20 protein-coding genes are annotated in these 24,944 nt (G+C 71.9%); 17 read left to right on the forward strand and 3 right to left on the reverse strand.

The window, feature by feature from the left end; genetic code table 11:
- The first annotated feature begins 88 nt into the window (after window positions 1–88).
- From ccrA to pssA, 7 genes are all read left to right on the forward strand, one after another.
- A complete protein-coding gene (gene ccrA, locus FEF34_RS06210) occupies window positions 89–1,426 on the forward strand; it encodes a crotonyl-CoA carboxylase/reductase (protein WP_138052215.1) in 1,338 nt (445 codons plus the stop codon).
- 16 nt (window positions 1,427–1,442) lie between these two features.
- On the forward strand, window positions 1,443–3,455 hold the full coding sequence (locus tag FEF34_RS06215; protein ID WP_138052216.1) for a protein meaA: 2,013 nt from the start codon (window positions 1,443–1,445) through the stop codon (window positions 3,453–3,455).
- Entirely contained in the window at window positions 3,452–4,417 is a 966-nt protein-coding gene (locus FEF34_RS06220; RefSeq protein ID WP_138052217.1) for an HpcH/HpaI aldolase/citrate lyase family protein, read from the forward strand. The genes FEF34_RS06215 and FEF34_RS06220 overlap by 4 nt, the downstream gene beginning before the upstream one ends.
- 5 nt (window positions 4,418–4,422) lie before the next feature.
- Window positions 4,423–4,947: a MaoC family dehydratase gene (locus FEF34_RS06225; RefSeq protein ID WP_138057316.1), complete on the forward strand. Its 525-nt coding sequence runs from the start codon at window positions 4,423–4,425 to the stop codon at window positions 4,945–4,947.
- Window positions 4,948–4,950: 3 nt separating this feature from the next.
- Window positions 4,951–6,156, forward strand: a complete 1,206-nt coding sequence (locus FEF34_RS06230) for an acyl-CoA dehydrogenase family protein (protein WP_138052218.1) — start codon at window positions 4,951–4,953, stop codon at window positions 6,154–6,156.
- 182 nt (window positions 6,157–6,338) lie between these two features.
- Window positions 6,339–6,986, forward strand: a complete 648-nt coding sequence (locus FEF34_RS06235; protein ID WP_109296894.1) for a phosphatidylserine decarboxylase — start codon at window positions 6,339–6,341, stop codon at window positions 6,984–6,986.
- Window positions 6,973–7,842 carry a CDP-diacylglycerol--serine O-phosphatidyltransferase gene (pssA, locus tag FEF34_RS06240; RefSeq protein WP_171052844.1) on the forward strand — a complete coding sequence of 290 codons (870 nt, stop codon included), beginning with the start codon at window positions 6,973–6,975 and terminating at the stop codon, window positions 7,840–7,842. Before FEF34_RS06235 ends, pssA begins: the two co-directional genes overlap by 14 nt.
- A 484-nt stretch (window positions 7,843–8,326) precedes the next feature.
- On the opposite strand, the gene FEF34_RS06250 is transcribed toward pssA, so the two are convergent.
- Window positions 8,327–8,872 (reverse strand): ATP-binding protein, encoded by a 546-nt coding sequence (locus tag FEF34_RS06250; protein WP_138052219.1) that lies wholly within the window; start codon window positions 8,870–8,872, stop codon window positions 8,327–8,329.
- 167 nt (window positions 8,873–9,039) lie between these two features.
- Between FEF34_RS06250 and FEF34_RS06255 the strand changes: the two genes are divergently transcribed.
- Together FEF34_RS06255 and FEF34_RS06260 are read left to right on the forward strand one after the other, a co-directional pair.
- Entirely contained in the window at window positions 9,040–9,273 is a 234-nt protein-coding gene (locus FEF34_RS06255; protein ID WP_138052220.1) for a DUF397 domain-containing protein, read from the forward strand.
- Between the two features lie 92 nt (window positions 9,274–9,365).
- Entirely contained in the window at window positions 9,366–10,268 is a 903-nt protein-coding gene (locus FEF34_RS06260) for a helix-turn-helix domain-containing protein (protein WP_171052845.1), read from the forward strand.
- A 155-nt stretch (window positions 10,269–10,423) separates the two neighbouring features.
- Here the strand turns inward: FEF34_RS06260 and FEF34_RS06265 are convergent, their stop codons facing one another.
- Together FEF34_RS06265 and FEF34_RS06270 are read right to left on the reverse strand one after the other, a co-directional pair.
- Window positions 10,424–11,236: an SAM-dependent methyltransferase gene (locus FEF34_RS06265; protein ID WP_138052221.1), complete on the reverse strand. Its 813-nt coding sequence runs from the start codon at window positions 11,234–11,236 to the stop codon at window positions 10,424–10,426.
- Between the two features lie 355 nt (window positions 11,237–11,591).
- A complete protein-coding gene (locus FEF34_RS06270) occupies window positions 11,592–12,725 on the reverse strand; it encodes a glycerate kinase (RefSeq protein WP_171052846.1) in 1,134 nt (377 codons plus the stop codon).
- A 651-nt stretch (window positions 12,726–13,376) separates the two neighbouring features.
- Between FEF34_RS06270 and FEF34_RS06275 the strand changes: the two genes are divergently transcribed.
- The 8 genes from FEF34_RS06275 (at window position 13,377) to FEF34_RS06310 (ending at window position 24,759) form a co-directional block, all read left to right on the forward strand.
- Window positions 13,377–14,453: an ADP-ribosylglycohydrolase family protein gene (locus FEF34_RS06275; RefSeq protein WP_138052222.1), complete on the forward strand. Its 1,077-nt coding sequence runs from the start codon at window positions 13,377–13,379 to the stop codon at window positions 14,451–14,453.
- Between the two features lie 58 nt (window positions 14,454–14,511).
- The gene (locus tag FEF34_RS06280; RefSeq protein WP_234042293.1) at window positions 14,512–14,898 is read left to right on the forward strand and encodes a CU044_2847 family protein; all 387 of its coding nucleotides are present in this window, start codon (window positions 14,512–14,514) and stop codon (window positions 14,896–14,898) included.
- Window positions 14,899–14,901: 3 nt separating this feature from the next.
- Window positions 14,902–17,076: a VMAP-C domain-containing protein gene (locus tag FEF34_RS06285; protein WP_138052223.1), complete on the forward strand. Its 2,175-nt coding sequence runs from the start codon at window positions 14,902–14,904 to the stop codon at window positions 17,074–17,076.
- A complete protein-coding gene (locus FEF34_RS06290) occupies window positions 17,073–18,059 on the forward strand; it encodes an AAA family ATPase (RefSeq protein WP_138052224.1) in 987 nt (328 codons plus the stop codon). Before FEF34_RS06285 ends, FEF34_RS06290 begins: the two co-directional genes overlap by 4 nt.
- A 4-nt stretch (window positions 18,060–18,063) precedes the next feature.
- Window positions 18,064–22,209 carry a tetratricopeptide repeat-containing protein kinase family protein gene (locus FEF34_RS06295; RefSeq protein ID WP_138052225.1) on the forward strand — a complete coding sequence of 1,382 codons (4,146 nt, stop codon included), beginning with the start codon at window positions 18,064–18,066 and terminating at the stop codon, window positions 22,207–22,209.
- A gap of 453 nt (window positions 22,210–22,662) precedes the next feature.
- Window positions 22,663–22,992: a restriction endonuclease gene (locus tag FEF34_RS06300; protein WP_199800646.1), complete on the forward strand. Its 330-nt coding sequence runs from the start codon at window positions 22,663–22,665 to the stop codon at window positions 22,990–22,992.
- Window positions 22,993–23,527: 535 nt separating this feature from the next.
- A complete protein-coding gene (locus tag FEF34_RS06305) occupies window positions 23,528–23,740 on the forward strand; it encodes a hypothetical protein (RefSeq protein WP_138052226.1) in 213 nt (70 codons plus the stop codon).
- 257 nt (window positions 23,741–23,997) lie between these two features.
- Complete coding sequence (locus FEF34_RS06310; RefSeq protein ID WP_138052227.1) at window positions 23,998–24,759, forward strand: SIR2 family NAD-dependent protein deacylase; 762 nt, start codon at window positions 23,998–24,000, stop codon at window positions 24,757–24,759.
- Window positions 24,760–24,944: the final 185 nt, after the last annotated feature.

Below are 24,944 nucleotides of genomic sequence, written 5' to 3' on the forward strand. Positions count from 1 at the left end.
GCACTCCCCGACGTTCCCCTCAGCGCTCTCGCCCGCGAGACGCCTCCCCGGCCCCGGGCCGGGGGACACCATTCGCCGGAGGCACACCGTGAAGGAAATCCTGGACGCGATCCAGTCGCCGGACTCCACGTCCGCCGACTTCGCCGCACTGCCGCTCCCCGAGTCGTACCGGGCGGTCACCGTGCACAAGGACGAGACCGAGATGTTCGCGGGACTCACCACGCGCGAGAAGGACCCGCGCAAGTCCCTGCACCTCGACGAGGTCCCGGTCCCCGAGCTCGGGCCCGGTGAGGCCCTGGTGGCCGTGATGGCCAGCTCGGTGAACTACAACTCCGTGTGGACCTCGATCTTCGAGCCTCTGTCGACCTTCGGCTTCCTCGAGCGCTACGGCCGGCTCTCCGAGCTCACCAAGCGCCACGACCTGCCGTACCACATCATCGGCTCCGACCTCGCGGGCGTCGTGCTGCGCACGGGCCCGGGCGTCAACGCCTGGAACCCCGGCGACGAGGTCGTCGCGCACTGCCTCTCCGTCGAGCTGGAGTCCTCGGACGGCCACAACGACACGATGCTCGACCCCGAGCAGCGCATCTGGGGCTTCGAGACCAACTTCGGCGGCCTCGCCGAGATCGCGCTGGTGAAGTCCAACCAGCTGATGCCGAAGCCCAAGCACCTCAGCTGGGAGGAGGCCGCCGCGCCGGGCCTGGTCAACTCCACCGCGTACCGCCAGCTCGTCTCGCGGAACGGCGCGGCGATGAAGCAGGGCGACAACGTCCTGATCTGGGGTGCCAGCGGCGGCCTCGGCTCATACGCCACCCAGTTCGCGCTGGCCGGCGGCGCCAACCCGATCTGCGTCGTCTCCAGCGAGCAGAAGGCCGACATCTGCCGGTCCATGGGCGCCGACGCCATCATCGACCGCAGCGCCGAGGGCTACAAGTTCTGGAAGGACGAGCGGACCCAGGACCCGAAGGAGTGGAAGCGCTTCGGCAAGCGCATCCGCGAGTTCACCGGTGGCGAGGACATCGACATCGTCTTCGAGCACCCCGGCCGCGAGACCTTCGGCGCGAGCGTCTACGTCACCCGCAAGGGCGGCACCATCACCACCTGCGCCTCGACCTCGGGCTACATGCACGAGTACGACAACCGCTACCTGTGGATGTCGCTGAAGCGGATCATCGGCTCCCACTTCGCCAACTACCGCGAGGCCTGGGAGGCCAACCGCCTCATCGCCAAGGGCAAGATCCACCCGACCCTGTCGAAGACGTACGCGCTGGAGGACACGGGCCAGGCCGCCCACGACGTCCACCGCAACGTGCACCAGGGCAAGGTCGGCGTGCTCTGCCTGGCGCCCGAGGAGGGCCTGGGCGTGCGCGACGAGGAGATGCGCGCCCAGCACCTCGACGCCATCAACCGCTTCCGGAACATCTGAGTCAGAGGTCCATCAGATGACAGAGCGTCAGAAGGACCGGCCGTGGCTCATGCGCACGTACGCCGGTCACTCCACGGCCGAGGCGTCCAACGAGCTGTACCGGCGCAACCTCGCCAAGGGCCAGACCGGTCTGTCGGTCGCGTTCGACCTGCCGACGCAGACCGGCTACGACCCCGACCACGTCCTCGCCCGCGGCGAGGTCGGCCGGGTCGGGGTGCCGGTCTCGCACCTCGGTGACATGCGGCGGCTGTTCCAGGACATCCCCCTGGAGCAGATGAACACCTCGATGACCATCAACGCCACCGCCATGTGGCTGCTGGCGCTCTACCAGGTGGTCGCGGAGGAGCAGGGCGCCGACGTCACCCGGCTCCAGGGGACGACGCAGAACGACATCGTCAAGGAGTACCTGTCGCGCGGAACGCACGTCTTCCCGCCCGGTCCGTCGCTGCGCCTGACCACCGACATGATCACCTACACGGTGGCGAACATCCCCAAGTGGAACCCGATCAACATCTGCAGCTACCACCTGCAGGAGGCCGGGGCCACACCCGTCCAGGAGATCGCCTACGCGATGTCCACGGCGATAGCCGTCCTGGACGCGGTGCGCGACTCCGGCCAGGTGCCGCAGGAGAAGTTCGGCGACGTCGTCGCCCGGATCTCCTTCTTCGTGAACGCGGGCGTCCGCTTCATCGAGGAGATGTGCAAGATGCGCGCCTTCGGCCGCATCTGGGAGAAGATCACGAGCGAGCGCTACGGCATCGGGAACGCCAAGCAGCGGCGCTTCCGCTACGGCGTCCAGGTCAACTCGCTCGGCCTGACCGAGGCCCAGCCGGAGAACAACGTCCAGCGCATCGTCCTCGAGATGCTGGCCGTGACGCTCTCCAAGGACGCCCGCGCCCGTGCCGTCCAGCTCCCGGCGTGGAACGAGGCCCTCGGCCTGCCCCGCCCCTGGGACCAGCAGTGGTCCCTGCGCATCCAGCAGGTCCTCGCCCACGAGAGCGACCTGCTGGAGTACGAGGACATCTTCGCCGGCTCGCACGTCATCGAGGCCAAGGTGGACGCCCTCGTCGAGGAGTCGCTCGCCGAGATCGACCGGATCCAGGAGATGGGCGGCGCCATGGCGGCCGTCGAGTCCGGCTACCTGAAGTCGCAGCTGGTGTCCTCGCACGCCGAGCGGCGGGCCCGGATCGAGGCCGGCGACGAGAAGATCGTCGGCGTCAACGTCTTCGAGACGACCGAGCCCAACCCGCTCACCGCGGACCTCGACACCGCGATCATGACGGTCGACCCCGCGAACGAGGCCCGGGTCGTGGCCAAGCTGCACGAGTGGCGCGACAACCGGGACGAGAGCCGCGCCCAGGACGCCCTGGCCGCGCTCAAGGCCGCGGCCGCGGGCGACGCCAACCTGATGGCCGCCACGGTCGAGTGCGCCCGCGCCGGCGTCACCACCGGCGAGTGGGCCTGGGCGCTGCGGGACGTCTTCGGCGAGTTCCGTGCCCCGACCGGGGTGTCGTCGGCCCCGGTGGCCGTCGCCGCCGAGGCGGGCACGCCGCTCGCCCTGGTCCGCGAGAAGGTGTCCCGCACCGCCGACGAGCTCGGCTCGGGCCGGCTGCGGCTGCTGGTCGGCAAGCCGGGTCTGGACGGGCACTCCAACGGCGCGGAGCAGATCGCCGTACGGGCGCGCGACGCGGGCTTCGAGGTGGTCTACCAGGGCATCCGGCTCACGCCCGAGCAGATCGTCGCCGCCGCCCTCGCCGAGGACGTGCACTGCGTGGGTCTGTCGATCCTGTCCGGCTCGCACGCCGAGCTGGTGCCGGACGTGCTGGAGCGCCTGCGTGAGGCCGGCGCCGCCGACATCCCGGTGGTCGTCGGCGGGATCATCCCGAACGGCGACGCCGAGGAACTGAGGCGTGCGGGTGTGGCCGCCGTCTTCACCCCGAAGGACTTCGGCATCACGGAGATCATCGGCCGTATCGTCGACGAGATCCGCCAAGCGAACAAGCTCGACCCCCTGGAGGTCCCCGCATGACAAGCCCCGTCAACCGGCTGCGCCCGCGCCGCTCCTGCCTCGCGGTGCCCGGTTCGAACCCGCGCTTCCTGGAGAAGGCCCAGGGGCTGCCCGCCGACCAGGTCTTCCTGGACCTCGAGGACGCCTGTGCCCCGCTGGCCAAGCCGGAGGCCCGGCACACCATCGTCAAGTTCCTCAACGAGGGCGACTGGACGGGCAAGACCCGCGTCGTGCGGGTCAACGACTGGACGACCCAGTGGACCTACCGGGACGTCGTCACGGTCGTCGAGGGCGCGGGCCAGAACCTCGACTGCATCATGCTGCCGAAGGTCCAGGACGCCCAGCAGGTCGTCGCCCTCGACCTGCTGCTCACGCAGATCGAGAAGACCATGGGCTTCGAGGTCGGCAAGATCGGCATCGAGGCGCAGATCGAGAACGCCCAGGGCCTCAACAACGTCAACGCGATCGCCCAGGCGTCGCCGCGCGTCGAGACGATCATCTTCGGCCCGGCCGACTTCATGGCCTCCATCAACATGAAGTCCCTGGTCGTCGGCGAGCAGCCGCCCGGCTACCCGGCGGACGCCTACCACTACATCCTGATGAAGATCCTCATGGCCGCCCGCGCGAACAACCTGCAGGCGATCGACGGCCCCTACCTCCAGATCCGCAACATCGACGGGTACCGCGAGGTCGCGCAGCGCGCCGCCGCCCTGGGCTTCGACGGCAAGTGGGTGCTGCACCCGGGCCAGGTGGAGGCGTCCAACGAGATCTTCTCCCCCTCCCAGGAGGACTACGACCACGCCGAGCTGATCCTGGACGCGTACGAGTACTACACGTCCGAGGCCGGCGGGAAGAAGGGCTCAGCGATGCTCGGCGACGAGATGATCGACGAGGCCAGCCGCAAGATGGCATTGGTCATCTCCGGCAAGGGCCGCGCCGCCGGTATGGCCCGTACCTCGAAGTTCGAAGCCCCGGAGGCGTGAACACCATGCAGTTCGGACGCACGTACGAGGAGTTCGAGGTCGGGGCGGTCTACAAGCACTGGCCCGGGAAGACGGTCACGGAGTACGACGACCACCTCTTCTGCCTCCTGACCATGAACCACCACCCGCTCCACATGGACACGAACTATGCGGAGAAGACGACGGACTTCGGGAAGAACGTTGTCGTGGGCAACTACATCTACTCACTGCTGCTCGGCATGTCCGTGCCGGACGTATCGGGCAAGGCCATCGCCAATCTCGAGATCGAGTCGCTGCGGCACGTGGCGCCGACCTTCCACGGCGACACGATCTACGGCGAGACGACCGTCCTCGACAAGACCCCGTCGCGGTCGAAGAACGATCGCGGGATCGTCTACGTCGAGACCAAGGGCTACAAGCAGGACGGCACGCTCGTGTGCGTGTTCCGCCGCAAGGTGATGGTCCCGACCGAGACGTACATCAAGGAGCGCGGCGGCGAGCAGCCGGGCCGACCGGAGCTCAACGAGCCCGAGAAGAAGGCGGAGAAGTAAGCCATGGCCCGACTCGCCCAGACCGCCGGTCTGACCGACGTCCAGCAGGAGATCCTCTCGACGGTCCGCGACTTCGTCGACAAAGAGATCATTCCGGTAGCGACGGAGCTGGAGCACCGCGACGAGTACCCGCAGCAGATCGTCGACGGGCTCAAGGAACTGGGGCTCTTCGGCCTGATGATTCCCGAGGAGTACGGGGGCCTGGGCGAGTCCCTTCTCACGTACGCGTTGTGCGTGGAGGAGATCGCCCGCGGCTGGATGTCCGTCTCGGGCATCATCAACACGCACTTCATTGTGGCGTACATGCTCAAGCAGCACGGCACCCAGGAGCAGAAGGACCACTTCCTGCCCCGAATGGCGGCCGGCGAGGTCCGCGGCGCGTTCTCCATGTCCGAGCCGGGACTCGGCTCGGACGTCTCGGCCATCACGTCGAAGGCGGTGAGGGACGGCGACGAGTACGTCCTGAACGGCCAGAAGATGTGGCTGACGAACGGCGGAACGTCGACGCTCGTGGCCGTTCTGGTCCGGAGTGACGAAGGACACCCGGAGGGCACGGCCCCGCACAAGTCGATGACGACCTTCCTCGTCGAGAAGGAGCCCGGCTTCGGGGAGGTGCGGCCCGGCCTCACCATTCCCGGGAAGATCGACAAGATGGGCTACAAGGGCGTCGACACGACCGAGCTCATCATGGACGGACTGCGCATTCCGGCCGATCGCGTACTCGGCGGCACCACCGGCCGAGGGTTTTACCAAATGATGGACGGAGTCGAGGTCGGCCGCGTCAATGTGGCGGCACGTGGCTGCGGCGTCGCTCAGCGTGCCTTCGAGCTGGGCGTCGGCTACGCCCAGCAACGTCACACTTTCGGCAAGCCGATCGCCCAGCACCAGGCCATCCAGTTCAAGCTCGCGGAGATGGCTACCAAGGTCGAGGCCGCGCATGCCATGATGGTCAACGCAGCCCGCAAAAAGGACTCCGGGGAGCGAAACGACCTGGAGGCCGGGATGGCGAAGTACCTCGCCTCCGAGTACTGCAAGGAAGTCGTCGAGGACGCCTTCCGGATCCACGGCGGTTACGGCTTCTCCAAGGAGTACGAGATCGAGCGCCTCTACCGGGAGGCCCCGATGCTGCTGATCGGCGAGGGTACCGCCGAGATCCAGAAAATGATCATCGGGCGCCGGCTGCTCGAGGAATACCGGCTCCAGGGCTGAATGGGGCTTTTGAGTCGGTTCGGCCGCGAAGAAGATCACGTTCCGGCAGCCTTTGCCGAAGGCTTCCGGCCGACCGACTCGGCTTCTGGCTTTCCCAGTTGCGGCCCGTAACAGATAACATCGCCAGAAAGCCGCCGTCCCCCTTGCTGCCAGCGCGGCATCATCCGCTACGAAGGTCATCCATGCCCCACAGCCAAACCTCTGCACCTCGCGGCCGCGTCCGCCTCGCGCGCGGAGCATCGCCGTGGCTCCTCCCGACCGTCGCGACCGCGGCGCTCAGCCTGGCGCGAGCGCGCCGGTCGAGGCGTGCCGCGGCCATCGCCGTGCCCACCACCGCGCTCGCGGCGGGCATGCTGTGGTTCTTCCGCGACCCCGAGCGCGAGATCGCCCAGGGACGGGTCATCTCCCCGGCCGACGGTGTGGTGCAGAGCATCATGCCGTGGAAGGACGGGCGCACCCGTGTCGCCATCTTCATGAGCCCGCTGAACGTCCACGTCAACCGTGCCCCGCTCGCCGGCACGGTCACCTCCGTCGAGCACGTGCCCGGCGGTTTCGTTCCGGCGTTCAACAAGGAGAGCGAGAACAACGAGCGCGTCGTCTGGCACTTCGACACCGAACTCGGTGACATCGAGATGATCCAGATCGCCGGCGCCGTGGCGCGCCGCATCGTTCCGTACATCCCGCAGGGCACCAAGGTCGAGCAGGGCGAGCGCATCGGCCTCATCCGCTTCGGCTCGCGCGTCGACATCTACCTCCCGGAGGGTGTCGAGGCCGGGGTCGAAGTCGGCCAGGTCACGACCGCGGGGGTGACTCGCATTGACCGTGATTGATCCGGACACACAGGCGGGCTGGGTCGACGGGGCCGAGCCCGGCTCGGGGACGGCGGACGACGCGGAGGAGATGCCCCTCTCGCTGCGGCTGTCGATAGCGGACACCCTCACTCTCGGTAACGCCACGTGCGGTTTCATGGCGGTGTACTTCACCACCACCGGAATCCTGATCCCGCACCTCGTCGGCAGCGGCGAGAGCGGTATGGCACGGCACTCGGCCGCGACCGCGGTGATCCTCATGCTGTGTGCCGCCGTCTTCGACCTGTTCGACGGTCTCGTGGCGCGCAAGCTGCGCAGCAGCCCGATGGGTGCCGAGCTGGACAACCTCTCGGACCTGATCAGCTTCGGGCTGGCCCCGGCGTACTTCGTCCTCGTCTACGGCATGGTCGCCGACGACGCCCACCAGAAGGTCTCGGCGGTGGCCGCGATCGTGGTGCTGCTGGCGGTCGTGCTGCGACTGGCCAGATTCTCGTGCGTGACGATGAAGGACGGCATGTTCCAGGGCATGCCCAGCCCCTTCGGCGCGCTGACGGTCGTGTCGATCGTGCTGCTCGAGCTGCCGTTCATCCCGACGCTGCTCGCGATCATCGGCGCGGCCTGGCTCATGGTGAGCCGGGTCGAGTACCCGAAGCCGCGGGGCAAGCTGGCGGTCGCGATGCTCAGCTGGATCGTGGGGGCGATGGGCCTGCTCGCGGCGTGGGCGTTCGACGCGCCGGGCGGCCAGCTGCTGCTGCAGACCGGCTGTGCGCTGCAGATCGTGCTGGCGGCGACGATCCCGCTGTTCGCGACGGCGCGGCGGGTGAACACCTTCCGGGACAACCGGCGCGAGGCGCGGGCCTCGGCACAGCTTCCGTAGCGGTTCTTCCCACCGCACAGCACAGGGCCCGGGGCGCATTCCTTGCGCCCCGGGCCCTGTGCTGTGCGGTGGAGCCGTGCGCCGGGCCCCGGGGTGGCCGGCGGACGGCCCGGCGTGCGGGGCGCACCCCCAGGGCCCGGCGCAGCCGCGAAGGCGTCCGGCACCGGATCGCGTGCGGGTGCTGAGCGGAACGCCGGGGAGGCCGGACCGGGAGCGGAGGACGCGGAGCGCCGGGAGCGCGCGGTACGACGGCGCGTCTCCACTCCCCGTCCAGCCGCGGGGCGTCGCCCGCGGCGCGGCCCGAAGCAGTCGGAGGTCAGTCCCTGCCGGGCAGGGCCAGACTCGCCCACACCGTCTTGCCCCTGGGTTCGGTGAGCGACCAGGACCAGCTCTCGCTCAGCGCGCCGATGAGTACGACGGCGCGTCTCCACTCCCCGTCCAGCCGCGGGGCGTCGCCCGCGGCGCGGCCCGAAGCAGTCGGAGGTCAGTCCCTGCCGGGCAGGGACAGACTCGCCCACACCGTCTTGCCCCTGGGTTCGGTGAGCGACCAGGACCAGCTCTCGCTCAGCGCGCCGATGAGTTCGAGACCGCGGCCGTCGACGTCCGCGGCATCGGCGTCGCGCGGCCTGGGCGGTTCGGAGCTCGGGTCCGCGACGGAGCAGACGACGTGTCCTGGGTGGCGGACGAGCCCCAGCCACAACGGGTACTCCGGCGACGTCTCCCGCGGTTCGGCGACGAGCGCGTGCCGGACGGCATTGGTCACCAACTCGCTGACGACGAGTGACATGTCCCCCACGAGGGCGGGCAGTTCCCAGCAGTGCAGGGTGTGGGCGACGAACCGCCGAGCCTGGCACGGATTCCGCGGGCCGCCGTCCAGCCCGCAGGCGGCGAACCCGCCGAGTGGCGGGAGTCCCTCCAGGACGGGGTCCTGGGGTGTGGCACGAGGGCTCTCGGGCAGCGGTTTCGGGCCGAACTGCTCTGTTGCGCGCCGATCACCGTGCCCGGCCGTCGTGGTGGAGATGGTTGACATGTGAATCGTCACTGGTCATGTCCCCCTGCAGGCCTGGGTGTTCGACGCTGCGGCAGCCGGTGTTGACCGAGTATTGTCGAGCCGCCCCTGGAAATGCAATTGCATCTGGGATTGCATTGACCAGATACGGGGCGAACGAACGTGCGAACAAAGAGGGGTTGTTGGGCATGGAGTTCACCAATGGCATGCCGGCGGGGGAGCTGAGTTCGGTGACGTGGATCAAGAGCAGCCACAGCAATGCCACCGGCAACTGCGTGGAGCTGGCAGCACTCCCCGACGGACGGGTCGCCGTGCGCAACTCCCGGGATCCGCAGGGGCCCGCCCTCGTCTACACGCGGGACGAGGTGGAGGCCTTCGTCGCGGGGGCGCGCGGCGGTGAATTCGATGACGTGATTGGCTGAAATCCAGCACTCCGCCGTCCAGTTCGCCGTGGCTCACACACGGATGTACGGGATAGTGTCGACGTCTTCTCAATAGTCCGCAGGAGCGCACGATGGCTGCAGTAGAACCGAGCCCGTCGTTGTTCGCCGGGCCACTGGGAACGGTCGAGAGCAACCCGACCGCCCTGAAGGTGATCCTGGGTGGCAAGCTGCGCGAACTGCGCACGGCCGCCGGGCTCGACCCCTCCGCCGTCGACGTCCGCCTCGGCTTCTCCCGCTCCAAGACCAGCCGCATCGAGCTGGGCCGGCACGGCTGCAAGCCGGCCGACGCCGTCGCCCTGCTGGAGCTGTACGGGGTGACCGGGGAGGAGAGCGTCGCCGAGTTCCTGCGGCTCGTGGAGCAGTCACGGCGCAGCGACTGGTGGCGCAGCTACAGCGACGTGCTGTCGGACTTCTTCGCCCCGCTGGTCGCCCTGGAGGGCGCCGCGGCCACCATCCGCACATACGAACCCTTCTACGTGCCCGGCCTGTTGCAGACCTCCGCGTACGCTCACGCGGTCGTCGAGTCCGGGCCGGCGCGGCTCTACGCCCATGACGTGCACCGCCGGGTCGAACTGCGGCAGGCCCGGCAGCGCCAGCTCGACCAGCCCGACGCGCCCCGGCTGTGGGCGGTGATCGACGAGTCCGTGCTGATGCGCACGGTCGGCGGGCCGAAGGTCATGCGCGCGCAGCTCGAGCATCTGGTCGCGGTCATGCAGGAGCCCCGGATCACATTGCAGATCGCCCCGCTGGACGTGACGGCCTCGGTCGGGGTCGGCACGGGAGTGACCTATCTGCGCTTCGCGCTGAACGATCTGAAGGACGCCGTCTACATCGAGCACCTGACCGACAGCACGTTCAGCCAGAAGCCCCAGGTCGTGGAGCAGTACCGGGACATGCTGGACCGGCTCGGCGCCTGCGCCCTCACCCCGAGGAACTCGCTGGCCCTCATCGAGGAGCGGCTGTCCCGTCTGTAGTGCCGGGCACCGGGTCTCTCCGTCCCCTGCGCGGGGGCGGAGAGACCCCGGTACCGGGTCCGACGCCCCGACGAGCCCGCGACCGCAAGCCGTTGCGTGGCAGGCAGCCCCTCGAATGCGCCCTCCGGCCCGGGGCCGCCTGATGCCGAGGAGCGTCAGACCAACCGGCCGACGCCGCCCCACTCGATCCACTCGTCGGTCTGCTGCACCGGCGCGAGTTCGGTGTCGGGCCGCCAGGTCGAGACCTCGACCAGACCCGGCTCCAGGATCTGGAGCCCGTCGAAGTACTCCGTCACCTCGTGCTCCTCACGGACCCGGCCCCAGTGCCCGCCGGTGGCCTCGGCCATGAAGTCCGTGACGAACTTCCGGATCTCGGGACGGTCGCTGACGAGCTGACAGACCACCAGGAAGCTTCCCGGCACGAGGCGTTCGGCGACGCGGCGGACGAGACCCGCCGGGTCGTCCTCGTCCGGTATGCAGTGCATCACCGACACGAACAGGGCGGCGACCGGCTTGCCGAAGTCGATCAGCCGGGTGGTCTCCTCGTGGCCGAAGATGCCGTCGGTGTCCCTCATGTCGGCCTGGATGACCGCGGTGCGGTCGTTCTCCTCCAGCAGCGCCCGGCCATGAGCCAGCACGATCGGGTCGTTGTCGACGTACACCACCCTTGACTCCGGGTCGACGGCCTGGGCGACCTGGTGGACGTTGTTCTGGGTCGGCAGACCGGAGCCGTGGTCGACGAACTGCCGTATGCCGTAGTCCTGGGCGAGGGTACGGACCACGCGCTGCAGGAAGCGGCGGTTGTTGACGGCGAGCACCTTGGTGCTGGGCACCTGCTCCAGCAACTGCTCGCAGGCGTCGCGGTCGGACTGGTAGTTGTCGTCGCCCCCCAGGAAGAAGTCGTACATACGCGCCACACTGGGCACCTTGGTGTCGATGGCGTCCGGGCTCCACGACTCGCTCTGCATCCAGTCCTCATTCGCGTCAATGGGAAATCGGGTCGGGTAGGACGCACATGCTAGGGAGCGGTCGGGAGCGGGTACAGGTCAGGCGAACAGCCCGGGTCCCCAAAGGCTGTCTTTCGGCCATTCGCCGTGCGCTCCCCGGCACCCGCGACTGCCCTGCCTCAACCTCCCCGGTGAAATGCGGCACCGCCGGAACGACTGCCGAGCCCGGAACACCCGCTCCGCCTCGGAACGCCCACCGAGCCCCTCCCCTCCTCCGTACGCCCGCGAGGCATCCTGTCCGCGGACACGCCGGAGCCCCCGGGGACGGCCCGGGGGCTCACGGCTCGGGAGTACGGGACCCGCCGTCAGAAGGCGGTCAGGAGAGGAAGTCCCTCGCGACCGACTCCGCGACCCGCTCCAGCAGCGGACCGGCCTGGGCCATGCAGGCCGCGGGATCGGGCTCCAGCTCCAGGAGCGCGTAGGCGCGCCGGATGCCCGCGCCGGCGAGCGCGTCCCGTTCGAGTGCGAGCCGGCCGCAGACCGCGACGACGTCGATGCCCTTCGCGCGGGCGGCCGCGGCGACGCCGGCCGGGGCCTTGCCGTGCAGGGTCTGCTCGTCGAGGGAACCCTCGCCGGTGACGACCAGGGTCGCCCGGGACAGCGCGTCGGCGAATCCGAGGATGTCGAGCATCACCTCGATACCCGGCCGGAAGCCCGCCCCCAGGGCCACCAGCGCGCCGTAGCCGATGCCGCCGGCCGCGCCGGCGCCGGGCCGCTCGGCCTGCTCGGGGCCCAGCAGCGAGGCGTAGTGGGCGAGTGCCGCGTCCAGGACGGCGATGTCCTCGGGCGACGCGCCCTTCTGGGGGCCGAAGACGGCCGGCGCCCCCTTGGGCCCGGTCAGCGGGTTGTCGACATCGCTGGCGAGGACCAGCTGCACGTCCTCGAAACGGGCGTCCAGCCCGGACAGGTCCGCGGTCGCCACGTCGATCAGCGCACCCCCACCGGGACCGACGGGCTCGCCGTCCCCGTCCAGGAAACGCGCGCCGAGCGCGGCCAGCATCCCCGCGCCGCCGTCGGTGGTGGCGCTGCCGCCGACGCCGAAGACGATCGTCCGCGCGCCCGCGTCGAGGGCGGCGCGCAGCAGCTCGCCCGAGCCGTACGTGGTCGCCGTGAGCGGCGCGAAGACCCCGTCGGGCAGGTGCTGGAGTCCGGACGCCTCGGCCATCTCCACCACCGCGGTCGTGCCGCGCAGGGCGTACGACGCCGTCACGGGCTCCCCGAGCGGGCCGGTCACCGCGACCTGACGGCGTTCGAACCCGGCCGCCACGGCGGCGGCCACCGTACCGTCGCCGCCGTCTGCGACCGGCAGGGTCTCCACCGGGAGGTCCGGGACGACACGCCGGAGTCCGGCCGTCACCCGCTCCGCGACCTGCACGGCCGTGAGCGAGCCCTTGAACTTGTCCGCCGCCACGAGCACCCGTGCGGCAGTAACTGCTCCGTCCGCCACCATCAATCCCTTGCTTTCGAACAGGCAGTCGCGCCGACCCGACCCTATCCGCAGCCGCCCCTTTTTGAAAGCGGACAGAATCCGTCCTATATGCCCCTCGGCCTGCGACGCAGCGGGAACCCGGAGAAGTCCGGAACCCCGGGAAGCCCCGGCAGCCCGGGAGCCGCGGGATCCGCGAAGACGTCAGGGCATGCCGCGAGGAGTCACCCCCCCTCGGCCGCCGGGCGGCCGACCTCGGCGCGGCCGAGCAGCGGTACACCGAGCGGCAGGGGCCCCCGTGCCTCGTAGGGCCCGGCCTGGGGCGCTTTCCGGCTCGGGGACCACGAGCACGAATCCGGGATCACCGACAGCAGCTCCGCCCCGTTCCGGAGGCGGGACCCCGCACACGGCGCGGGCCGGTGCAGGCGGCGCGGGCCGTGCGCAGGCGACGCCGGCCGTGCGCGAGCGGCGGCGACGCCGACGACCTCGGGGAGGGGGACGCCGAGCAGGCAGTCGTCGCGGGACGCCGAGGAGCACCGGACGCCCGCGGTGAGGACTCCGTCACGTGCCGGCCCCGTTCGGTGCGTCCTCGGCGTCATGCACGACCGGCGCCGCCCCGACGACCCGCGGACGGGCCTCCCCGGTTCCCGGGCCGCGACGGGGTACACCCGAGTCATGACGCATCCAGCCACGCCCCAGGGCCCGACGACCGCCGACCGGATCCTCGGCGGCTGGCTGGGCCGGATCGCGGGCAACATGCTCGGCAAGCCCGTCGAGCGCGGCGACTACTGGACGCGTGACCGGATCGACCGCTATCTGCGGGCCGCCGGCGCGCTGCCGCTCACGGACTACCTCCCCGAGCCGCCTCCCGGCACGGCCGCGGACTTCGAGCTGCGCCCCGAATGGCGAGCGTGCGTGCGCGGCCGGATCCACGGCAGCTGCCGGGACGACGACGTGGACTACGCGATCCTCGGCCTGCATCTGCTGGAGACCCACGGTTTCACGTTCACCACCGAGCAGGTCGGCGAACTGTGGCTGCTGCGCCTGCCGTTCCTGCAGACCTTCACCGCCGAGCGGGCCGCGTACCGCAATCTCACCGCCGGTCTGCGGCCACCGCTGACCGCCACGTACGACAATCCGTACCAGGAGTGGATCGGCGCGCTGATCCGCGCCGACGTCTTCGGCTGGACGAGCCCCGGCGACCCGGTGCGGGCCGCCTCGCTCGCCCGCCGGGACGCGGTGCTCTCGCACACGGGCAACGGGGTGTACGGAGCGATGTGGGCGGCCGCGCTGATCGCCGCGGCGTTCACGGCCGCCGATGCCCGGGAGGCGATCGAGACGGCCCTTGCCAGGATCCCGGCGAGCAGCAGGTTCGCCCGTGCCGTCCGCCGTACGGCGGCGCTGTACGACGCCGGCGTGCCCTGGGCCGCCGCGCTCGACGAACTCGACGGGGAGACCGGCCGCCTCGGCTGGATCCACGCCGTCCCGAACGCCGCCGTCATCACGGCCGGACTGCTCTACGGCGAGGGGGACTTCACCTCCACCGTCGCGCTGACCGTGCGCGGCGGACTGGACACCGACTCCAACGGGGCGACGGCGGGCTCGGTGGCCGGGGTGCTGTGCGGTGCCGCCGGCATTCCACCGCAGTGGACCCGGCCGCTGGAGGACCGCGTGCGCAGTGCCGTGTTCGGCTTCGACGGCACACGAATCGGTGAACTCGCGGACCGAACCGCTCGTTTGGCCGCAGCCTGACCGGAAAATACCTCCCCGCGTCCGCGCCGACCGGGAGAATGACCGGGTGCCCGAGTACATGGATGTTGCACTGACTGATGGTTCGCAGGTGCGGATGGAGCTGTCCGGGGCCGGTGAGGCGCTCGCCGTGCCCCCGGGGCCCGCCGGATCCGGTGATCTCCCGGAGGGTTTCGGCACCGTGGTTCCCGTGGCCCGCGGCGGCGGCGGGGAGGGACGGGCCGCGGTCCGTGCCTCCGAGGCGCTGCGGACCGCGCTGCGCCCCATGGGTCCGCTGCTGGACGAGATCCACTCCGCGGTGGCCGGGGCCGACAACCCCCCGTCCGAGATCACGGTCGCGTTCGGGGTGGAAATCGGCCAGGACCTCAAGCTGGGCATCGTCGGGGCGAACGGCAAGGCGACCATGACCGTGTCGGCCACCTGGCAGCCCGGGGAGCGGCAGAACTGATCCATGGGCTGGTTCACACGGCCGACCGCCCCGGCCACCCGCCTCTCGGTGATGTACGCCGACGGGCGCACGGCCGCGGGCGGAGCGGCACTGCTGTCCCCGCACCGGGTGCTGACCTGCGCCCATGTGGTGAACGACGCGCTCGGGCGGGATCCTTACGAGAGCGGGCCGCCCGAGGCGGCCGAACTGACCGTCGCCCTGCACGGCTCGGGGGACCGCGGGCCCGGCCCCCAGCACCGGGCGGCCCGGGTCTCGGTGTGGGTGCCGCCCCGGCCCGCCGCGTCAACGGCGGTGTGGCGGGGCGACCTCGCGGTCCTCGAACTGACCGAGCCCGCCCCGCCGGGGCCGCGCCCGGTGGTCTGGCGCGACATGGCCGAGGGCCAGGAGCTGCGGGCCTGGCACGGCGGCGGAGCCGCGATCACCTTCGCGGACACCCGGGTCAAGCTGCAGGAGGACGCCGTCGGCTATCTCGACGGCGAGCTGTCCGGCGCGGCGATCGGCCCCGGGTTCAGCGGCGGTCCGCTGTGGTCGCTGTCCGACCAGACCGTGGTCGGACTGGTCGTGGCGCACGTACTTCCGGAATGCGGGCGTCCGCTGGGCGCCCAGGACACGGTGCGCCGCAGCTGGGCTGTGCCGTGGCGAACGGTGCGGGAGGAGCTGCGACGGGCGGGCGCGGCGGAGGTGCTGGAGGACTGCGCGGTGCACCGCCGGTCGGGCCGTGACGACCCCGCGCCGGGCGTGCTGGCCGCCGAGCTGTGGCGGCTCCTGGGTGATCCGGTACGCCGGGCCCAGCATGCGCGGGCACTCGCGGCGGCACTGGGGTACGAGCCTCCGGCCGGGGACTCCGCACCGTCCGTGGAGGAACTGGCGGAGGTGCTGGCGGCCGAGGAGCGGGCGCTGGCGACACTCAGCGAGTCGCTCGCGGCCGCGACCGCGCCGGGGACGGGCCGCGACAGCCTGGACCGGCTGCTGATCGCCGGCCAGCTGGCCGGGGCGCGGCTGTTGTCGGTGGACGAACACCGTGTGCTCGTCGCCGAGTTGGCGGCTCTCGTGGCCGCCGACGCGACGCTCCTGCCGCGCGCCGCGCGCGAGGCCCTCCGCTACACACCACTGCCCGGGCCGCTGACCGCGGCCCGGCTGTCCGCGGACGACGTCGGCCCGGTCGTCACCGAGCTCGAGGCCTATCGCGACGGGGGCGCCCTCCCGGACGGCACCGCGCCGGTCCCCGCCCTGCTCAAGCTGGTCGAGTACGCGGCGGCGGGTGCGTCCGCCGGGCCCTCCCGGACACTGACCGCCTGGTCGGACCGGGTCGCCGGGCGGCTCGGCGTGCACCGGGCCGCTCTCTCGCAGCGCCGGGGCGACGCCGCGGCCTGGGCCGCGCACCGCCCCTCCCCCGTCGTCCGCCTCGTGGCGGAGCTCAGCGGTGCGTCGGCCGACCGCGAGGGACGGTTCCGGTGCGAGGTGTGGGAGGTGCGCGGCGACGGCACGGCCGCCCGGCTCGTCGCTGCGGACCGGCCCCGGAGCCCCGCGGAGATCGGCCGGCTGATCCGCGAGTCCGCGGAACGCGCGGCGGACGGCGGCCCTCCCGTTGAGCAGATCGACGTCGTCGTCGGCCGGGACGGTCTCGAACTCGACGTGGACGAGTGGGACGCGGGCAGCCCGTTCGACTTCCTGCGGGGGGTGCCGCTGGGTGTGACGTACCGGGTCGCCATGCGGTGCCCCGAGGTGAGCGCCCGCGCCCCGCGGCGCGAGGCCGAACTGCGGCGGCGCTGGGAGAGCGGCCACACCGTTCCGCTGGTCGTGGACGAGCGGACCTCCTCCCCCGAGCGGGTGTACTCGCTGCTCGCCAGCAGCCACCGGGACACCGCCCAGGTCGTGGTGCACGGCCCGCCCGGGGACCGCGAGCGCCTGGTGCAGCTGTGCCTGGCCGTGGGAGTGCCCGTGGTGCTCTGGGACCGGCAGGCGGAGGGGCACGAGCACGCTCACCGCCTCGACGCGGTCACGCCCGCCGGTCCGCTGCACCAGCTCCCCGAGCGCGTACGGCACTTCCGGGCGGAGCGCTACGGCGCCCAGGCACCCGGCGGCGCACGTCCCTCGCTGGTGTGGGAGGACACCGAGCTCCCGCTGCCCGGCGGGCTCGAACTGCTGGACCCCGCGGAAGGAGCGGACATCCGATGACAGGGCGTCAGGGCGAGGTGGAGAGCGGCTGGCGGCTGTTCCGGGGCGACGGCCGGGACCGGGAAGTGGCGTTCCCCGACCCTCCGCCATGGCGGCGCTTCGACGGCACGGCCGGGAGCGCCCGGGAGACCGGCGCGCCGCGGCCGCTGCCCTACCTCATCGGCGACGCCGAGGCCGACGTCGTCAACGCCGCGCTGCATCTGCGCAGGCCGCTGCTGGTGACCGGCCGCCCCGGAACCGGCAAGTCGTCGCTCGCGTACGCCGTCGCCCACGAGCTGAGGCTCGGCCGGGTGCTGAGCTGGCACGTCAACAGCCGGGCCACGCTCCAGGACGCCCTCTACCGCTACGACGCGATCGGCCGGCTGCGCGAGACCAATCTGCGCCGTGACCGGGGTGAGGGGGCCGGTGGGCCGGACATCGGCTCCTATGTGCGCCTCGGGCCGCTGGGTACGGCGCTCGTCCCCGGACGCCGGCCCCGTGTGCTGCTCGTCGACGAGCTCGACAAGGGCGACGTGGACCTGCCGAACGATCTGCTCGGCGTCTTCGAGGAGGGCGAGTTCGAGATCCCGGAACTCGCGCGGCTGCCCGAGGAGCAGGCCGCCGTCGAGGTGCTGACCGCCGATCCCCGGACGCGGACCGAGGTGGTGCGCGGCCGGGTGCGCTGCTCCGAGTTCCCCGTCGTCGTCATCACCAGCAACGGCGAGCGGGACTTCCCGCCCGCGTTCCTGCGCCGCTGCGTCCGGCTCGACCTTCCCGAGCCGGACGAGGAGCGGCTGGTGGAGATCGTCCGGGCCCATCTGGGCGAAGGGGCCGCGCCGGACGGCGCGGACGAGCTGCTGCACGCGTTCCTGGCCCGGCGCGGACGCGGGGAGCTGGCCACCGACCAGCTGCTGAACGCGGTGTTCCTGCGCAGGGGCGGGATCGACCTCGACGCCGACGGGCTGCTGGACGCCGTACTGCACCGGCTCGGCGGGACGGTGTAGCCGGGTGTGGCGGGAGCTGCGGCGGGTCCTCGGGGACAGCGGGATCGAGCTGGCCCACGAGGAGTTGCTGGACGCGGTGTGGCTGGCGGAGCGGCTGCCGCCCCGCGCGTCGGCGGCGCTCGGCGCCGCCGCGGCCGGCGGCGCGCCACAGCCGCCCGTGGCTCCCCCCGACGACGGCGCGACCGGGGTGCCGGGCGAGGCGGCGCCCTCGGCGCCCTCCCGCGGTATGTCGCCCGCCGGACCGCCGGGGAACGGGCAGGCCGTCTCCGCCGGCGCGGGAGGTGGCCCCCGTCCCGGCCGCCCGGCGGGTCCGCCCCCGGGCACCGGACTGCACGGGGCGCCGTACGTCCGGGACACCCGCCCGCGCGGCTCGGACCCGTCGACGCGGGTGACACCGCGTCCCGCCGTGCCGGTGCGTGCCCCGGAGGCCCGGGTGCTGGCCTCGGCCGAGCTGCGTCTGGGCCGGGCGCTCCGGCCCCTGAAGCAGCTGCGCCCGGACGGTCGGGCCCATGAGATGGACGAGCCGGCCACGGTGGCCGCCATGGCCGAGACCGGGCTGCCGGACGTGGTGCTGCGTCCCGCCCGGACCCGCTGGCTCGACCTGGCCCTGGTCGTGGACGACGGGGTGTCGATGCTGCTGTGGCAGCGGCTCGCGGCCGAGACCCGGCGGCTGCTGGAGCGCAGCGGCGCGTTCCGCGACATCCGGGTCTACTCGCTCGACAGCAGAAGCCCCGGCGCCCCGGCGCTGGGCCACCGTCCCTTCGCCCCGGACCCGGCACCGCTCCCGCTCACCGCGGTCGCGGACCCCTGCGGGCACACCCTGCTGCTCGTCGTCAGCGACGGTGTGGGGCCTGCCTGGCGGGACGGCCGGATGCACCGCGCGCTGGAACGGGCCGCCGCGCTCGGCCCGACGGCCGTACTGCACGCCCTGCCGCATCGGCTCTGGGCCGGCTCGGGCATCCGTGCCGAACCGTGGCGGGTGACCACCCTGCGGCGCGGCGCGGCGAACCGCACTTGGAGGGTCGCCGACCCGGTGCTGCCGCCCGAACTCGCCCCGTACACCGGGGTTCCCGTGCCGGTGCTGGCTCCGGATCCCGATTCGGTGGGGGCCTGGGCGCGGCTCGTCGGCTCCTCCGGGACCTCGGTGGTGCTTCCGCTGCTGGCACCGAGCACCCCGGCTCGTCCCTACGCCGCGACCCGCACGGGCGGCGGCGACGGTCTGCTGAGGTTCCGGAACGCGTCGTCCCCCCAGGCCTACCGGCTGGCGGCGCATCTGGCGGCGGTGGCGCCGGTGTCGGTGCCCGCGATGCGGCTGGTCCAGGAGGCGCTGGGGCCCGACGTCGACACGGGCCATCTGGCGGAGGTCTTCCTCGGCGGGCTGATGCGCGGGGCGGACGGGCCGGAGGGGGATCTGCTGCCGCAGCACCGCGGGTTCGACTTCGCCGAGGACGCCCGACGCATCCTGCTGGACACGGTCCCGCCCTCGGACCTGCTCCGCACCACCCGCGCCGTCACCCTGCGCATGGACGAGCTCGTCGACCGGACGGCCGGATTCCCGGCGTGGCTGCCGCACCCCTCGGGCCGGGACACGGTGGCCGGGGACGCGCTGCCGTTCGGCTGGGTGGACGCGCGACTGCGGCGACGGTTGGGCATGCCCGCCCAGTCCAGCACGGCGTCGGTGGACGCGGAGCCGGCCGACGCGGTGTCGACCGGCTCAGAACGGGTTCGCAAGAATCCGGTCCGCACGCACCCCGCCGGCACGGATCCGGTCCGCACGGATGCAGCCTCTCCCACCGCGACCCCGCCGAACGCCCGGGAGGCGAACGGTTTGGCTGCCGCGACACCGGCGCACGGGGGGCGGGCTCCGCAGCCGGGACCCGCGGCGCGGACGGAGGCGACACCAGGGGCACCGGGAGCACCGAGTGCCGACAAGGCGCCGTCCTCCCCCGTGCCGCCGTCGTTCGTCGACCGGCCCGGTACTGCCTGGGTGTCGCGGCACCCCGCGGAGGAACCGCGTACCGCCGGCCCGTACCGGCTCGTCGCCCGCAGACTCGGCGGTTGGCCGCGGATCGGCGTCTTCCTCGGCACGGCCGGCAACCACGCCTCGTACGTCCTGCTCCGGGTCCCCGAGTCCCTGGACCGGGACACGGCCGTGGACCTGCTGACCACCGAGGCCGAGGCGCTGATCCGGCTCGGCGCCGCACACGCCCCGCGGCTGCTCGGCGTGAGCACCCACAGCGGGACGGGGTGGCTGGCCACCGAGTGCCTGACGAACCCGGTGACCGGCGAGCCCGCCGACACCCTGCTCACCCGCCGCGCCCGCGACGGCGCCCTTTCCCCCGAGCGGTTCCTCTCCGTGGGACGGCGATTCACCGCAGCCATGGCGAAGGCCCACAGCGAGGACCTGGTGCACGGCACGCTGCTGCCCGGCTCGGTTCTGATCGCGGGCGACGACGTCCGCGTCACGGGCTGGATGACCGCGTCGGTGGACGGCGCGCACAGCCCGCACCGGCGGATGTTCGTCCAGCCGGTCGAGTACGAGGCGCCCGAGCTCACCGGCTCCCCCGAAGGGCCCACCAGGGCGTCGGACGTGTACGCGGTCGGGTCGCTCCTCCTCGCGGCCGTGACCGGCCGGTGGGGAACGTCCTTCTCCAGCACGACCGTTCCACCGGTTCCGGGAGTGCCGGCGGAGGTGTCCGCGCTGCTCGCCGACTGCGTCGCCCAGAACCCTTCTGCCCGCCCCTCGGCGGAAGAGCTGCTGTGGGCGTTCGCCCCGGAGAGCCGCCCCGCGCTCCCCGCGCTCCCCGCCGTCCCGCTCGGCCGGGACGACGCGGGACGGACGGTCCCGCTCGACGTCAACGGGCCGGAGCACGGCGGCGCCGGACCGCACGGTCTCGTACGGGGCGGGGCGGACTCCGAGCGCCGGGCCCTGCTCTCCGGCATCGTGCAGGGGCTCACCGAGTCCTGCGCGCCCGACACCCTCACGGTCGTCTGCGCGGGTCGCGACGGCGCGCTGCCCGGCTCCCGACTCGCCGCGCTGCCGCACGTGGTGTGGTGCGACAGCGTCGGCGGCCGCCCCGAGCGGCTGCGCGAGCTGACCGGGCTGCTACTCGAGGAGCGTCGGCGACGCGGGACGGCGTCCAGGTCTGCGGGCCTGCCCCGGCTCCTCGTCGTCCTCGACGACTTCGACCGGATCGCCGACGCCGAGGAGTCGTTCTTCGCCCTGGCCGACGAGATCAGAGCCCTCAGCGACTGCCCGGGTGTCCACGTCCTCGTGGCACAGCACACCGGTCGGAGTCCGCTCGTGGACCTGCTCGCCCCCTCGTACACGGTCGAGCTCACCGCGCCAGGTGCCCGGCTCCACCACGGCGGAGGCCTACCCGTGTCCTTCAGCCCGGTGCGCGCGGACGGCGGGCCCGCCCGTGAGTGGGACCACGGCGAGCGGCACGCCCACGGGGTCACGCTGCTGCGCGAGGGGCGCGCCGAACTCGCCCTGCGGATGCTCGGTGACGCCCTCACCGCACGGGAGGAGGCCCTGGGCGCCGAGCACGAGGCCGCCCTGGACTCCCGTCACGAGCACGCCTCCGCCCTGCTGGCACTCGGCAGGAACGCGGAGGCCCTCGACGAGTACCGGCACGTCGCCCGCGTCCGGGCGCGGGTGCTCGGCAGCGACCACAGGGGCACGCTGGACGCCCGTCAGCAGGCGGCCGGCGCGCTCGGGTTGCTGGGCCGGCACAGCGAGGCACTGACGCTGTACCTCGAAGTGCTCTCCAAGCGCGAGCGGGTGCAGGGCCCGACACACGAGGACACCATGCGGTGCCGGCACGGCGTCGCCGCCACACTGCGGTCGCTGGGCCGGCTCACCGAGGCGTACAAGGTGGCGCGCGAGACCTACCGCGCCCGCACCGGAGAACTGGGCGAACTGCACGCCGACACCCTCGTCACCCTCCGCGAACTGGCGCACACGGCCGCCCGGATGGAGCGCTGGGGCGAAGCCGCCGAGCTGTACGGGACGCTGGCGGCGGGGTGGACCCGCACTCTGGGCGCCGGCCACGCCGACACCGTGGCGGCCGTACGCGCCGGCGCGTCGGCGCGGCAGCGGGCGCGTGCTGGGAGGATCCCGCCCGAGCCGCCGGGGAGCCGTTCGTAACGGGCCGTCCCGCAATCCCCGGGGGACCGGCGCGCGGTGTCGGATGCGGTGCATCGCAAGGCGGAGAGTCGTCCTCATACGGGTGTATTCGGATGATCCGCCAACGCAGCGAGGCGCCGCAGCTGTCGTCGCGCGCCCGCCGGGGACTGCGGGACAGCCCGTGGGGGCTGCCCGGGACGGGTCACCGGGAGCGGTCCCCCGCGTGGATTCCGGCTCCTCCCGGGCACGTCGGCCGGCGGCCGTCCGTACCCGAGGCCCCGCACCCGCCTTCTGGTGCGCCGGTACCCGCCGTTCGCCCGCGGCCGCCCGCCCCTCGTCCACCGCTCTCGTCCGCCGCCCGCCGCGGGTGTCCCCCAGCCGGGTCACGCAGGTTCACGATCACATGGAACTCGACCCGATCGAGTTCGAGCACCTCGTTCGGCGCCTGTTCGAGGCCGTCGGCCTCAAACCTGGGTGACCCAGGCATCCCGCGACGACGGTATCGACGCCGTCGCCACGAACGAGGACCGCATCGTTGGTGGACTGTGCATCATCCAGGCGAAGCGCACCCGCAATGCCGTGCCTGCCGACACCGTGCGCGCTCTCGCTGGCGTCATGCATGACAAAGCCGCAGCGAAGGGCATCATCATCACAACGGCATGGCTTGATAAGGTCAGCAAGGATTTCGCCTACCTCACCGGCCGCATGGATCTCATCGACGGCCGGGGGCTCAAAGCTCTCTTGCTGGAGCACTTGGGGATCGATGCGCTCATCAGTCTGCCGAAGGCCCCGCCTGGGTGGTAGCCGGTGACCAGCGTTGACCGCTGGATCACCTGTGGTGTCTCGCAGGACCGGCGGGGCACACCCGCCAGCGAGGTTCTGTGGCAGGCATGTGGGCAGTTTCGGCCATTTCCAGCGGTCGACATCGCGGCCTTGTGCGGTGCTCGGACAACCCCTCGGAGCGGCCATGGAGCGGATGATAAGCCGAGACGCGCGGTTTCCCGGTTCCAGGGGGTGAGCGGGTTGATCGGACTGCCTGTCTCAGTGGTCGCAATCTGGACATCAACTCACTTGCGTACGCCGGTCGTTGTGCGAAGCGGGGCGATAAAGTGCTCTGACCGTTCGGTGACTGCCGACGGGTAGGGACGAGTGCAGGGGGATGCACATGCAGTGCTTAGGCCACGTGGGTTCCACCCCGTGGTTGCCAGGCGCGTGCCCCACAGGCGATGCGCTTTGGCTACGACCTCAGTGCGTAGGCATTGGTCGTCCGGCCAGCGTGTGTATCCAACCCTGCAAGATCCGGACGCCGATGTTCTGACAGAACTCGGAAGGATCGTCGTTGTCCAGTCAGGTGCCGGTGTGTGACCACCGGGTCTACGAAGTCGTGATCGTCTTTCTTGTTTCCTTGGTCGCAGGCCTGGGGGCCGGCCTCCTCTGGGCCGCGCTCGGCATGTCGCTGGCGTCCGTGGTCGGAACTGGGGCTGCGGTCTTCGCCGGGGTCTTTGGGCTCTGCATGACGGTCGTGGTCTACGTGAAGAAGCAGAGTACCTAGTGCCGCATCAGGCAACGTTCGCCCCGTCGCGGCGCCGGAAGGGGCGCCCCGCGTACTGCTCGTGTGCCGACCTCGGGTGGCATCGGCTGACAGGCCGCGATCGCGGTCACAGCGAGATCACTTGGCCGTGGCGCCTCGCATGACGACAAGGTGGCGGCCAGTTGGACGAGGTTCAGACACGGCTGGCTACTTCTCCACGACCTCAGGCGCCGGATATCGGTTCGCCCCGAGCAGGCAGGCGTCCTACTCTCACCTGCATGAACAGGCCACTCCTCGCCATCCTCAGCGGCGCAGGCATCTCTACCGATTCCGGGATCCCTGACTATCGTGGTCCGAACGGGCTGTGGCGGCGCGATCCGGAGGCCGAGAAGCTCGTCACCTACGAGTACTACATGGGCGACCCGGAGATCCGGCGGCGCTCATGGCAGATGCGGCGCAAGAACCGGACGCTGAAGGCCGAGCCGAACGCCGCGCACCTGGCCGTCGCCGAGCTGGAGAAGTCCGGGATCCCCGTACGGGTGATCACGCAGAACGTGGACGGGCTCCATCAACTCGCCGGCGTGCCCAGCCGCAAGGTACTGGAGTTGCACGGCACCGCTCGCAGCGTCGTGTGCACGAAGTGCCATGCCCGCGGGCCGATGGAAGACGCCCTCGCCCGCGTGGAGGCCGGCGAGGAGGACCCTCCCTGCCAAGAATGCGGCGGGATCCTCAAGTCGGCCACCGTGATGTTCGGCGAACGGCTCGACCCCGTTGTCCTCGGCGAGGCACTCGCCATCAGCAAGGCCAGCCAGATCTTCATCGCCGTCGGCACCAGCCTGCAGGTCCAGCCCGCGGCCGGCCTCGCGGGCGTGGCCGCCGACCACGGTGCCCGCCTCATCATCGTAAACGCCGAACCGACGCCCTACGACGACCGCGCCGACGAGGTCGTGCGCGAGCCGATCGGCTCGGCACTGCCGGAGCTGCTGCGGCGCCTGCGCAGAGGGGCGGCCCCCGGTGAACGACCTCCCGGCCGGGGCTGACGGCACGCCCGGGGCCGGGGCCGCTGCCGGGTACTGCCGGCGGGGCCACGGGCCGGGGTGGTCGTCGGGGTGGGGCATCACGATCGCGAGGATGGGGCGGCCCGATCGCGAGGGTGTGGTGCGGACCGGCCGAACCGCCGCCGCGCCCCCGCCGCGCCGGGGTGCGGCGGCGGAGGCCCTCAGCA

Source organism: Streptomyces marianii, assembly GCF_005795905.1.
Lineage (GTDB): Bacteria > Actinomycetota > Actinomycetes > Streptomycetales > Streptomycetaceae > Streptomyces > Streptomyces marianii.

What these genes read in the sequence shown, in the direction of transcription:
- FEF34_RS06215 (WP_138052216.1), top strand. Translation starts at nt 1,443, where the DNA reads ATGACAGAGCGTCAGAAGGACCGGCCGTGGCTCATGCGCACGTACGCC.
- FEF34_RS06220 (WP_138052217.1), top strand. Translation starts at nt 3,452, where the DNA reads ATGACAAGCCCCGTCAACCGGCTGCGCCCGCGCCGCTCCTGCCTCGCG.
- FEF34_RS06225 (WP_138057316.1), top strand. Translation starts at nt 4,423, where the DNA reads ATGCAGTTCGGACGCACGTACGAGGAGTTCGAGGTCGGGGCGGTCTAC.
- FEF34_RS06230 (WP_138052218.1), top strand. Translation starts at nt 4,951, where the DNA reads ATGGCCCGACTCGCCCAGACCGCCGGTCTGACCGACGTCCAGCAGGAG.
- FEF34_RS06235 (WP_109296894.1), top strand. Translation starts at nt 6,339, where the DNA reads ATGCCCCACAGCCAAACCTCTGCACCTCGCGGCCGCGTCCGCCTCGCG.
- FEF34_RS06250 (WP_138052219.1), bottom strand. Translation starts at nt 8,872, where the DNA reads ATGTCAACCATCTCCACCACGACGGCCGGGCACGGTGATCGGCGCGCA.
- FEF34_RS06255 (WP_138052220.1), top strand. Translation starts at nt 9,040, where the DNA reads ATGGAGTTCACCAATGGCATGCCGGCGGGGGAGCTGAGTTCGGTGACG.
- FEF34_RS06260 (WP_171052845.1), top strand. Translation starts at nt 9,366, where the DNA reads ATGGCTGCAGTAGAACCGAGCCCGTCGTTGTTCGCCGGGCCACTGGGA.
- FEF34_RS06265 (WP_138052221.1), bottom strand. Translation starts at nt 11,236, where the DNA reads ATGCAGAGCGAGTCGTGGAGCCCGGACGCCATCGACACCAAGGTGCCC.
- FEF34_RS06270 (WP_171052846.1), bottom strand. Translation starts at nt 12,725, where the DNA reads ATGGTGGCGGACGGAGCAGTTACTGCCGCACGGGTGCTCGTGGCGGCG.
- FEF34_RS06275 (WP_138052222.1), top strand. Translation starts at nt 13,377, where the DNA reads ATGACGCATCCAGCCACGCCCCAGGGCCCGACGACCGCCGACCGGATC.
- FEF34_RS06280 (WP_234042293.1), top strand. Translation starts at nt 14,512, where the DNA reads ATGGATGTTGCACTGACTGATGGTTCGCAGGTGCGGATGGAGCTGTCC.
- FEF34_RS06285 (WP_138052223.1), top strand. Translation starts at nt 14,902, where the DNA reads ATGGGCTGGTTCACACGGCCGACCGCCCCGGCCACCCGCCTCTCGGTG.
- FEF34_RS06290 (WP_138052224.1), top strand. Translation starts at nt 17,073, where the DNA reads ATGACAGGGCGTCAGGGCGAGGTGGAGAGCGGCTGGCGGCTGTTCCGG.
- FEF34_RS06310 (WP_138052227.1), top strand. Translation starts at nt 23,998, where the DNA reads ATGAACAGGCCACTCCTCGCCATCCTCAGCGGCGCAGGCATCTCTACC.